The organism is Prosthecobacter sp. (assembly GCF_044222565.1).
Taxonomy (GTDB): domain Bacteria; phylum Verrucomicrobiota; class Verrucomicrobiia; order Verrucomicrobiales; family Verrucomicrobiaceae; genus Prosthecobacter.
The window spans coordinates 154,538-166,004 of record NZ_JBGANA010000012.1 but is presented as its reverse complement, the minus strand read 5'-3'; the positions used below and the strand labels follow the sequence as shown (position 1 = coordinate 166,004).

At 61.4% G+C, this 11,467-nt stretch carries 7 protein-coding genes; 5 read left to right on the top strand and 2 right to left on the bottom strand.

Features of this window, described 5'->3' with window-relative positions:
* Positions 1–140 precede the first annotated feature (140 nt).
* The 3 genes from ACILSR_RS18555 (at position 141) to ACILSR_RS18545 (ending at position 6,598) form a co-directional block, all read left to right on the top strand.
* Positions 141–872: an RNA polymerase sigma factor gene (locus ACILSR_RS18555; protein ID WP_395751291.1), complete on the top strand. Its 732-nt coding sequence runs from the start codon at positions 141–143 to the stop codon at positions 870–872.
* Between the two features lie 62 nt (positions 873–934).
* Positions 935–3,439 (top strand): serine/threonine-protein kinase, encoded by a 2,505-nt coding sequence (locus tag ACILSR_RS18550; RefSeq protein WP_395751290.1) that lies wholly within the window; start codon positions 935–937, stop codon positions 3,437–3,439.
* A 129-nt stretch (positions 3,440–3,568) separates the two neighbouring features.
* Positions 3,569–6,598, top strand: coding sequence for a protein kinase domain-containing protein (locus ACILSR_RS18545; protein WP_395751289.1), 3,030 nt, complete (start codon positions 3,569–3,571; stop codon positions 6,596–6,598).
* Positions 6,599–6,630: 32 nt separating this feature from the next.
* Here the strand turns inward: ACILSR_RS18545 and galT are convergent, their stop codons facing one another.
* Together galT and metK are read right to left on the bottom strand one after the other, a co-directional pair.
* Complete coding sequence (gene galT / locus ACILSR_RS18540) at positions 6,631–7,629, bottom strand: galactose-1-phosphate uridylyltransferase (RefSeq protein ID WP_395751288.1); 999 nt, start codon at positions 7,627–7,629, stop codon at positions 6,631–6,633.
* Positions 7,630–7,772: 143 nt separating this feature from the next.
* Complete coding sequence (gene metK / locus ACILSR_RS18535) at positions 7,773–8,993, bottom strand: methionine adenosyltransferase (RefSeq protein ID WP_395751287.1); 1,221 nt, start codon at positions 8,991–8,993, stop codon at positions 7,773–7,775.
* A 143-nt stretch (positions 8,994–9,136) separates the two neighbouring features.
* On the opposite strand from metK, the gene ACILSR_RS18530 reads away from it, so the two are divergent.
* Positions 9,137–10,087 carry an MJ1477/TM1410 family putative glycoside hydrolase gene (locus tag ACILSR_RS18530; protein ID WP_395751286.1) on the top strand — a complete coding sequence of 317 codons (951 nt, stop codon included), beginning with the start codon at positions 9,137–9,139 and terminating at the stop codon, positions 10,085–10,087.
* 36 nt (positions 10,088–10,123) lie between these two features.
* On the top strand, positions 10,124–11,446 hold the full coding sequence (locus tag ACILSR_RS18525) for a sulfatase-like hydrolase/transferase (RefSeq protein ID WP_395751285.1): 1,323 nt from the start codon (positions 10,124–10,126) through the stop codon (positions 11,444–11,446).
* Positions 11,447–11,467: the final 21 nt, after the last annotated feature.

The window sequence follows — 11,467 nt, the reverse complement described above, 5'->3', positions numbered from 1 at the left end:
TCCTCTGCTGAGGGTCGATGGCTGAGTTTTCGCTTTTCACGCCTCCTATTGCGCTTGCGACTTTTCCTTGGATTCAAAAAATATTGCAAATCGTCGGTCTACGGCTTGTGCAGCCCGCTCCCGGCATGGTATGAAGCAGCATGAATGACTCCATCGCTCCTGGCGCGCGCGAGTTTCACACCACGCGGTGGAGCCTCGTCCTCGCCGCCCAGCAGGGCGGAGATGCCTCCAAAATGCACAAGGCGATGTCCGCGCTGTGCCGGGACTACTGGTACCCGCTCTATGCCTTTGTGCGGCGTCGCGGTTATGCACCGCACGATGCGCAGGACCTCACTCAGGCCTTTTTTGCCACGCTGCTGGAGGCAAACGCCACGGCCGCCGACCCGGCGCGCGGCAAGTTCCGCTCCTACCTGCTCGGCGCCTTGAAGCACTTCCTCGCGAACGACTGGCACCGTTCCCAGACCCAAAAACGCGGTGGCGGGCAAAGGCTCGTGGAATGGGATGCGCTCGATGCCGAGGCGCGCTTTGCGCTGGAGCCCGCCGAGCAGTCCGATGCCGAGGCGCTCTTTGACAAACGCTGGGCCATGGAGTTGCTGGCACGCGCCATGGAAAAGCTGCGGGCCGAATTCGCCGCGAGAAACGATGTCGAAACCTTTGACGCTCTTAAGGGAACCCTCAGCGGCGCGGAGGCATCCCGTGAGGCGATCGCCAAACAGCTCGGCATGAGCGAAGGCGCGCTGAAGGTCTCCATCCATCGCCTGCGGCAGCAGTATCGCGAAGTACTGCGGGCCGAGATCGCCGGGACGGTTGATTCGCCCGGGGATGTCGAGGACGAGATGCGGCATCTGGTGGCGGTGCTGCGGGCGGCCTGAACTTTTTTGTAACCCACGGCCGCCAATCTTTCAGGAAGGAGTGACGACGACAACACACGCTCATGAATCCTGCCACCACCTGTCCCAAATGCGGCGCCACACTTCCCGGCGATGCACCTGAAGGTCTATGCCCGGCATGTCTGATGCAGGGCGGTTTCGCCACGGATGCCACAGTAAAGCTGGCCGCATCTCAAAAGGTTGGCGCACAGCATCCAATGCCGACTCCCCGGCCGGAGGATCTGGCACCTTTGTTCCCTCAACTCGAAATCTATGAACTGCTAGGCCGCGGCGGCATGGGCGCCGTTTACAAGGCCCTGCAGAAACGCTTGAACCGCCTGGTCGCGCTGAAAATCATCACCATTGAAAACGGCACCGACCAGCATTTCGCGGAGCGTTTTCAGCGCGAGGCCCAGGCTCTGGCAAAACTGAACCATCCCAACATCGTCAGCGTATTCGATTTTGGCGAAACCCAGGGGGTGTACTACTTCCTCATGGAGTATGTGGACGGAGTGAATTTGCGCACCCTCATCAAGGATGGCGGACTGAAACCAGCGGCCGCTCTCGCACTGATCCCGGCATTCTGCGATGCATTGCAATATGCGCACGACGAGGGCGTGGTGCATCGCGACATCAAGCCGGAGAACGTGCTGGTGGACAAGAAAGGCCGCGTCAAGATCGCCGATTTTGGTCTGGCCAAACTGCTCGCCCCTGAGGCGGGCGATCCCATGCTCACCCGCACCGGCATGCAGCTTGGCACGCCGCGCTACATGGCCCCGGAGCAGATGGACAAGCCGGACACAGTGGACCATCGCGCAGACATCTACAGCCTCGGCGTCGTGTTTTACGAAATGCTCACGGGTGAACTTCCGATGGGCCGCTTTGCACCGCCCTCGCAAAAGGTGGAAGTCGACGTGCGCTTCGATGAGATCGTCCTGCATGCGCTCGAGCGAGATGTGAAGCTGCGCTATCAGCATGCGAGCGAGGTCAAAGCGGATGTTGAAGGCGTGACCAGCCGGCCCATGGCGCCGCCATCTTCAGCACAATCGCAGGCTCAGGCAGATGAGGAAGATGAGGAACAAGAAATCGTTGTGGCCCATTCCTTCTTTACATGGGCATGGCAGGCAGTGCCGCTGGTGGCCGTCCTCCTTGCGTTTTTCAATCCGTGGGGTGGGCGAGCCTGGACATGGTTCGCCGCTGGCTGCGCCGTGCTTGCGCTTTCATCGGGGATGTTCTCCCACTCGAAAATGACGATACCGAAGAACGAGAATCCCGTTCCTTCATCTCTCAACAAGCCCGCTGCTGGCGGCATGGCGCGGCCGCTCTCCCCCTTCTTCTGGCTGCGATCGTTTGGTCTGCTCCTGCTCGGCTGGCTGGTCGTGGCTGCACTGTGGAATTTCGGCACACCGGGCTGCCTTCTGGGCGCACTGGTGCTGAGCTGCATCATCGTGGAAAGCGCCATTCGTTATGCCCGGCACAAACCGCAGTGGGCACAAACATGGCGCCAGGCCGGAGGGTGGCTGCGTGTTTATTTCGTCAGCAGTTACATGGTGCTCGGCGTGCTGCCATTCATGCTCGCCATCAACGCCATGAATGTGCAATGGGAGACATCCCCTCTGCGGTGGAATTTTTCGGCCCAGTCCCGCGAAGACTTTGAGGCCTCCCATCGGGGCAAGGAGTATCAGCTCATCCGTGGACTGGACGCCTTCAAGGATGAGGTGCCCACGACCGAGCTCGCCCCGCAGAGCTGGAGCTGGCGCGGCGGCTGGCATATCTGGGGCGACAGCGGTCCTTATCACAACATGTTCAGCAGGCACTCCGTCATCGCCTCACTGTGCGCCGTCAGCTTGATCCTGATTTTTACTCTTCAGCAGCTGATGGGCGCCGAAAAGTTCTCCATTTGGCGCATTGCCACCAGTGGCTGGCGGCCCGCGCTGGCTCTCACGAGCTGCGTACTCGCCAGCGGCGTAACAGGGTATGCCGTGCTGAATTTCGCCTGCCTCTTCTCTCATGCAGGCAGCATTTCCAACTACCACGTCAAAACATCCACCGTACCCGCCACTGTGCAGCAGGTGCAGATGGCCCTGCAGAGATGGGCTGCTGAGAATGCCTATGCACGCGGTGACGACATCCGCTGGAGTCTCGCCACCGTGCCAAAAGGCGAAACCGTGGCTGAAACAGCCTTGTTCAACGCCTGGAAGCCCTCCCCCTTTGATCGCTGGCAGATGACGACTTCTGGCATGCGTCAGATCACCCCACATATCGCCGCACAGATTGTCGGCACCAAGCAGCCGCTGCAATCTCAGGTGAGCTACACCGCCTCCATGCAGCAGCAGGATGAGAATGACAAGGCAGAGGTGGAGCGAGTGATGCACAGCATGGCGGAGGCCATTTCTTACGCGGCGCAGATGGACGTGAAAAAAGGACTCGAGGAACAGATCGCCTTGAAGCAGGGCCGCACCGCTGCATCGAAAGACGTGTCGCCGTGGCTGCTGTTCTGGGGAGTACTGGGCCTTTCATTGGCATGGTCAGCGGCCCGGTTTGGACGGATTTCCTCCCCTGCGCGCTGATCCCGCCTCACGCTCACCGCCAGGCCAATCCGGGTTCTGGCCCGCAACAAAGCTGGCGGTCCGAAAACTTTTTCGTAACCTGCCGCCACCAGTCTTGCAGGAAGGGATGTCATCCAATCTGTCCATACCATGAACACTCCCCAAACCTGCCCCCAGTGCGGAGCGAAACTGCCCGCTGATGCCCCTGACTCCCTCTGCCCGGCATGCCTGATCAGCGGGGCGCTGCCATCACCGGCAGATCACGGCGCGACGATGATCGTCGACAAGCCCACGCCGCGCGCCCTGCCCCGCCCCGGCGAAATTTTTGGCGGCTATCTCATCGAGCGTGAGCTCGGCCGTGGCGGCATGGGTGCTGTGTATGCAGCCGAGCATCTGGAAAGCGGCCGCCGCGTGGCCCTGAAGGTGCTGAGCCATCAGCTCGACTCAGCAGATGCACGTGCTCGATTTCTACGGGAGGGGCGCCTTGCTGCTTCCATCAATCATCCGAACAGCGTCTATGTCTTCGGCACGGAGGAGATCGACGACACGCCGATCATCGCCATGGAGCTGATCGCGGGTGGCACCTTGCAGGACCGCATCCAGCGCGGCGGCCCGTTGCCCATCGGCCAGGCGGTGGACGCTGTGTTGCAAATCATCGCCGGTCTGGAGGCCGCGCACAGCGTTGGCATTCTGCATCGCGACATCAAGCCCGCGAACTGCTTTGAGGACGTGGACGGCACGGTAAAAATCGGCGACTTCGGCCTTTCCATCTCCACCGCAGGCAGGGGCGACTCCATGCACACCATCGAGGGCACCTTTCTCGGCACGCCCGCGTTTTGCTCGCCCGAGCAGCTTCGCGGAGAGGAACTGAATGTGCGCTCAGACATGTACTCGGTGGGCGTCACGCTGTTTTACCTGCTCACCGGACGCACGCCATTTGACGGCAGGAACATGGTGCAGCTGCTGGCAAATTCGCTGGAAAAGCCCGCGCCTTCCCCGGTGCAGTTTCGCACGGACATTCCGCAGGGGCTCGCGCGCATTGTGCTGCGCTGTTTGAACAAGCAGGCCACGGAGCGCTTCAGCAGCTACCATGAACTGCGCCAGGCGCTGCAGCCCTTTTCCTCCATCGCACCCACACCCGCCACGCTGGGGTTGCGCTTCGGCGCCGCGGTGATCGATCATCTCATTTTGAGCGTGGCCAATTTCATAGTGCCGCTGTTTTTCGTGAACTCTCTGATGGATCTGCTCAATCCCGAGGTGCTTCGTTCTCCTGGCTTCCACTGGCTCATGGCGGGCATGTTTGTGGTGCGGCATCTGTATTTCGGCATCACGGAGGGCCTCTGGGGCGCATCCGCCGGCAAGGCGCTGATGGGCCTGCGCGTCGCCACGCTGAACCGCAGTGCGCCGGGCATTCCCCGCGCCTTTCTGCGCTCCGTTCTACTGCAGGCGTTCTTCATCATAGAACTCTTCCGCTACGATATTCCGGACATCACCCAGGTCACCGTCTGGAACTACGTATGGCTTTTCGTTCAGGTCCTTTTCTTCGCACTGTTCTTCATCACTGCCCGGCGCCAGAACGGCTTCGCAGGCCTGCATGATCTGTGGACCGGCACACGCGTCATTCAAAAAGCCGCGTATCAGCCACGCGTCGCCATGGCGCAGGCCGAGGAGCCCGTCACCACCACGGAGGGCATGCGCAAGATCGGCCCCTTCCACGTCATCGCAACACTGTCGGACACCGTCGTGATCGGCTATGACACGCGCCTGCTGCGCCAGGTGTGGATTCGCCAGACGCCCGTCGGAACACCTCCTGTGTCACAGGTTCTGCGCAATATCTCACGTCCGGGCCGCCTGCGCTGGCTGCAGGGAGAGCGGCATGAACGCGAATGCTGGGACGCTTACGAAGCCGCTCACGGCTCGCCAATGACGCAGCTCATCGGTCAGCATGCGTCTTGGCGCGAAGTGCGGTACTGGCTGCGCGATCTCGCCGCCGAACTGGACGCCGCCGCCAAGACGGCCTCGCTGCCGGACACGCTCACGCTGGACCGTGTGTGGATCACCACCGACGGACGTGCCAAGCTGCTCGACTTTCCTGCGCCGGGCAGCACCGCCAGCGCCACTGAAATGGCCGCACCGACCCCGCAGGCATTTCTGCATCAGGTCGCCGCCGCGGCCCTCGAAGGCCACAAAGTCACGGCACATGCTGCCGCTGCACACAATGTCCGCGCGCCTCTGCCCCTGCCAGCACGCCAGGCTCTGAAAGCCCTGGAGAGCACGGCAGATCTGCACAGCGCTGCCGCACAGCTCCGGGCTCTGACCCAGCAGCCTGCCGAGGTTTCACGCTGGCGGCGTTTTGTGCTGTTTTTTGGCACCCTCATGCCGTCCTTGTTCCTCAGCGCCTTCATGGCATTTGGCATGTCCTTCTATGAGGGCTGGGCGGCGAAAAATCCCGCCTTCTCCGCCATCCGCGGCTGCCTGATGTCCTATGAAGAAATGCTCAGCGGTGTGCAGCAGCCCGGGCTTGAAAACATCCCGGTGGCTGAAGCACGCACCGCCATGGAAATCTACATCGGCGGAACTTACGGCCCCATCGTGCGGGATCCAAAACAGTGGGACTCGCTGATGGGGCGCAGCGTACTCCCTCCGAAGGTGCGAGCCTTGGTGGAACAAATCGTGAAGGATCATCCGCAGCCCTCAGCCGAAGAAGTTCAAAAGGCCAGAGCCCTGCTGCAGCCGCTGCTGGACACCCGTGTGAAAGAGCGCGCGGAAGCCATTGGCATGGCCGGCAAAATTCACACCGTGGACATCATCACCGCATCCGTGCTTTGCGTGTATCTTTTGCTCACCGCATTCCTGAGCCTGTTCTGCGCAGTCGTCTTTCGTGGCGGTTTGATGATGCGCGTGCTCGGCATCGCCGTGGTGAGCGATGATGGCACGGACGCCTCCCGCCTTCGCATGCTGTGGCGCGGCCTGATCGCGTGGTCGCCCATTCTGTTGACGCCGTTCGTCATAACGTACCTCACACGTGTCCTGCGGAAAGCCGGGCTGCAAAGCGTGGTCCAGGGCATCGGCCTGAGCCTGATGACGGTGCTGCTCGTCGCCCTTGGCATCGCTGTCGTCGCCGCTCGCGGGCGTGGGCTGCACGACCGCCTCGCGCGCACCTGGCTGGTGCCCCGCTGAAGGCGCGCTGAGCACCGTCATTTTATCTCCCTTTAAAGCGCCACGCCGCGCAGGCGCTCCGCGCAGAGCTCCGGCCGCATGCTGTTGATGTAAGTCCCGCTGCCCAGCTCAAAACCCGCCAGCTGCGAGATGCGCGAGACGATGGAAAGATACCAGTGGAAGCAACCGGACGAGACTTCGCCCACCGGCGCGGAGCGGATGGTGATGTTGTAGTCCGGCGCTCCGGCCGCGGACTTCAGTCGCCGCAGCACACGGCTCAGCATGCCCGCCAGCTCTTCGATGTCCGCATCGCTGATCTCATCAAATGCGGACTGGTGTTTGCACGGAAAAATCCACGTGTGGTATGGAGACAGCGCCGCGTAGGGCATGAAGGCCACAAACGCCGTCCCCGTTTCGATGATGCGCTCCTGCGCCGCCTGCTCCTCCCGCAGCACCGTGCAGTACAGGCAGCCGCCCTCCAGCTCATGAAATCGCCGCGCCTCCTGCAGGCGCATGCCCACCTGGGAGGACAGCACCGGCGCCGCCATGATCTGGGAATGCGCATGCTCCAGCGAGCTTCCCGCACGCTGACCCTGGTTTTTGAAAATGACGATGCTCTCCACCATCGGATTGCCGCGCAAAGCCCGGTAACGCTCCCGGTACATGCGCAGTATCAGCGCCAGATGAGCCGGACCCATGGCCCCGAGATCCAGATCATGACGGGGGTGCTCCACCACCACCTCGTGCACACCGGCTGCCGACATCGAGCGGAAGGTGCCCTGCTTCTGCCGCTGCAGATCATTCACAGGATTGAACACGGAATACTTGTTGGGCACCACTCGCACCAGCCAGGAGCCGTCCGGCGCATTCACACGCGCGATCTCCCCCGGAGTCATCGTCTCGTTGCCAGCACAAAACGGGCAGTTGTCCCGATGGTGCGGCCGCTCCGGATGGACTTCTTTCCCGTGATGAAAATCATCCGGCCTCAGCTCCCGCGCCGGCGACATGACAACCCAGTCCAGCGTGATGGGATTGAAGCGCATTTCAGACATGGTTGGTGCAGGCGGGTCCTACTCTAACGCGAAGGCTCTGTAAACTTGGCAGAAAAAAGCCGCGCAGGTTTCCCTGCGCGGCACGTTCTTTATTCTGATTGAGCTGGAGGCCTAACAGCCGGTTGAGATACGGCTCGTGAGACTTACTTGGCAGCCTTCTTCAGCGCGTCAGCTTTGTTCGTCGTTTCCCAGGTCAGATCGGCATCGTCGATCTTGCCGAAGTGACCGTAGTTGGTGCTCTTCGAATAGATCGGGCGAAGCAGGTTCAGCTGCTTCACGATGTCAGCAGGCTTGAAGGAGAAGACCTTCAGGACGGCGGCAAGGATCTTCTCGTCACCAATCGTTCCGGTGCCGAAGGTGTCGATGTGCACGCTCACAGGCTCAGGATGGCCGATGGCGTAGGCAAACTGCACTTCGCAGCGGGTGGCGAGGCCGGAGGCCACGACGTTCTTGGCAACCCAGCGGCCCATGTAGGCGGCGCTGCGGTCCACTTTGGAAGGATCTTTGCCGGAGAAGGCGCCACCACCGTGACGGCCCATGCCGCCGTAGCTGTCCACGATGATCTTGCGTCCGGTCAGGCCGCTGTCTCCCTGAGGGCCGCCGACGACGAACTTGCCGGTGGGATTGATGAGATACTCAGTCTCCTTGGTCAGCATTTCCTTCGGAAGCACTTTCTTGATCACCTGCTCGATGCAGAACTTCTCGATCTCGGCGTGGCTCACGTCCGCAGCGTGCTGCGTGGAGATGACGACGTTCACGATGCGCGTTGGCTTGCCGTCCACGTATTCCACGGAGACCTGGCTCTTCGCGTCAGGGCGCAGCCACTTGGCCAGCTTGCCAGCCTTGCGGATGCGGGTCAGCTCACGGCCGAGGCGATGCGCGTACATGATCGGCGCAGGCATGAGTTCCGGCGTGTCGTCACAGGCAAAACCGAACATGATGCCCTGGTCGCCAGCGCCCTGTTCCTGAGTCTTCTTGCCTTCGGCAGCGGCGGCGTCCACGCCTTGGGCGATGTCCGGGCTCTGGATGGTCAGGTAGTTGTTGATGAAAAGCTTGTCGGCGTGGAACACGTCGTCGTCATTCACGTAGCCGATGCCACGCACGGCGTCACGGATGACCTTGCCGACGTTGATCACTTCGTCGATCGGCTTGGTGGTGCCGAGCTTCTTGTTCTGAAGCTTCGGGATGGTGATTTCACCGCCGACGACAACAACGTTGCTCTTGGCGAAGGTTTCGCAGGCGACGCGGCTCTTCGGGTCGATCGCAAGGCAGGCGTCGAGGATGGCGTCAGAAATGGTGTCGCAAACTTTGTCAGGATGGCCTTCGCCGACGGACTCGGACGAGAAGATGTAGCTACGGGACATGATGGTGGTCGTGTGGGTTATATGAACGAATCATGATTTGATGATGCGTCCTGGAAAGCCGCATAGTATTCCCCAAACCGGGGGCGTCAATGTGGAATTCGGGGTGGCGGCGGCGCCACCACCCCGCCACGATTCCCCCTGCGATGAACCGCCTCACTCCTGGCATCCTTCTCTCCGTCTTTTTCTGCACCTCTGCAGCCTCGGCCGACCCACCGCCATTCGCTCCCAAGTCGATGGCCTACGTCCTCCAGGCCGACAAGCTCGCTCCCAGCCGCGCCGCTGCCGTACAAAAACTCGCCGCCTCCGACCGCGACCTTGTCGTCATTGATGCCGCTTTCAGCAGCGACGGAGATTGGACCGCGGCGGAGATCGAAGCCATCCGCGCCGGCAAGAGCGGCCGCCGCGTGGTCGCCTATGTCTCCATCGGTGAGGCCGAGGACTACCGCCCCTACTGGCAGAAAAACTGGGATGCCGACAAAGATGGCAAACCCGACGCCAGCGCACCTAAATTCCTCAACAGCGAAAACCCAGACTGGAAGGGCAACTACCGCGTGCGCTACTGGCACACCGAGTGGCAGCAGATCATGCTGCCCGCCGTGGACAAAGTCGTGGCCCAAGGCTTCGACGGCATCTACCTCGACATCGTCGATGCCTTCGAGTTCTACGAATACGACGCCGCCACCAAAGACTGGCTCGATGACCGGCCCAATCCTGAAACCGGCAAAACGTATCGCGAAGACATGATCGCCTGGGTCACCGCAATCGCCCGGCGCGCACGCAGCAAAGTCCCCGGCTTCATCGTCATCCCGCAGAATGCCTCCCAGCTCCTCGCTCACGCAGACTACCGCAACCTCATCAGTGCCATCGGCTTGGAAGACCTTTTCGTCTCGGGCAAAAAGCTGCGCAGCGAAAAGCAGTCACGCTATGTGCTGAGCTTCCTCGATCAGTTCAAACCCACCGGCAAACCCGTGCTCGTGATCGATTATCCAAAGTCGCAAGACATCCACGACGCCGCCTTTGAGGCCGCTGCCAGCCACGGATTCACCCTGCTGCTCACTGACCGCCAGCTCACGACACTGGGCGCATCGAAATGAAGCGATAAGCCCTGCAAACGCCCACGTTCTGCCCTCATGCGCTCTTTGTTTCTCTTGTTCATCTGCACCCTCACTGCCCTGGCTGCGGACCGACCCAACGCCGTTTTCATCCTCGTCGATGACATGGGCTGGGGAGATCCCTCCTGCTTTGGCGGCCAGGTGCAGACGCCAAACATGGACAGGCTGGCCAAAGAAGGCATGCAGTTCCGCCAGTTCTACACGTCCTCCCCCATCTGCTCCGCATCACGCTGCGGCATCCTCACCGGCCAGTTTCCCGCGCGGCACCGCATCACCAGCTATCTGCAAACCAAGGCGGGCAATCGAGAATGCGAACAGGCCGACTTCCTCGATCCGCAGGCCCCTTCACTGCCGCGCGCCTTCAAAGCGGCAGGCTATGCCACGGCCCACATCGGCAAATGGCACCTCGGAGGTGGCCGTGATGTTACAGACGCACCCAAATTCTCCGCCTACGGCTACGACGTGGGCTTGGGCACCTATGAAAGTCCCGAGCCTGCCGCAGCGCTCGGTCTGAAAACAACGCCATGGGAACTCAAGCGCGAACCCCAGCAAGTCGAGCGCCACGACCGCACCCGCTGGATGGTGGATGAGACGCTCAAGTTCATGCGCGAGCACTCCACCCAGCCATGCTTCGTCAATTTGTGGCTCGATGACGTCCACACCCCATATCGTCCCATCGAAGGCAAAGACGAACGGGCTCTCCCCGCGAAATACCACGACGTGCTGGTCGAAACCGACCGCCAGATCGGCCGCCTCATCGATGCCCTTCCCGCCAGCACCCTCATCATCCTCTGCGGCGACAACGGCCCCGAACCCACGCTCGAACACACTCGCACCCATGGCCTGCGCGGCATGAAGTGGAGCCTCTATGAAGGCGGCATCCGCACCCCTCTCATCATCCGCTGGCCCGGCGTGGTACCCGCAGGTGTGGTGAACGAGAGCACCGTCTTCAGCAGCGTCGATTTCATGCCCACCCTCTGCGCCCTCGCGCAAGTCAAAGCACCAGATTCCGCCCAGGATGGCGAAGACGTGAGCGCCGCTCTGCGCGGTGAAAAAGTCGTCCGCCACAAGCCTCTCCTCTGGGAATACGGTCGCAAACCGGGGGAAGCAGGCAAAGTCAAAAACGGCTTCCCTTATCCCAAAGAACCGGATTCCAAATCCCCCAACGTCGCCGTTCGTGACGGCGACTGGAAACTCCTCGTCAATGCAGACGGCACACAAATCGAACTCTACAATCTGTCCAAAGATCCCAACGAAACCACCAACCTCGCCGAGGCCGAAAAAGACACGCGCGACCGCCTCAGGAAGGCCGCCTTGGGCTGGCGGAAAGCGCTGCCGTGATGGCAGGCCGAACCCAAGATC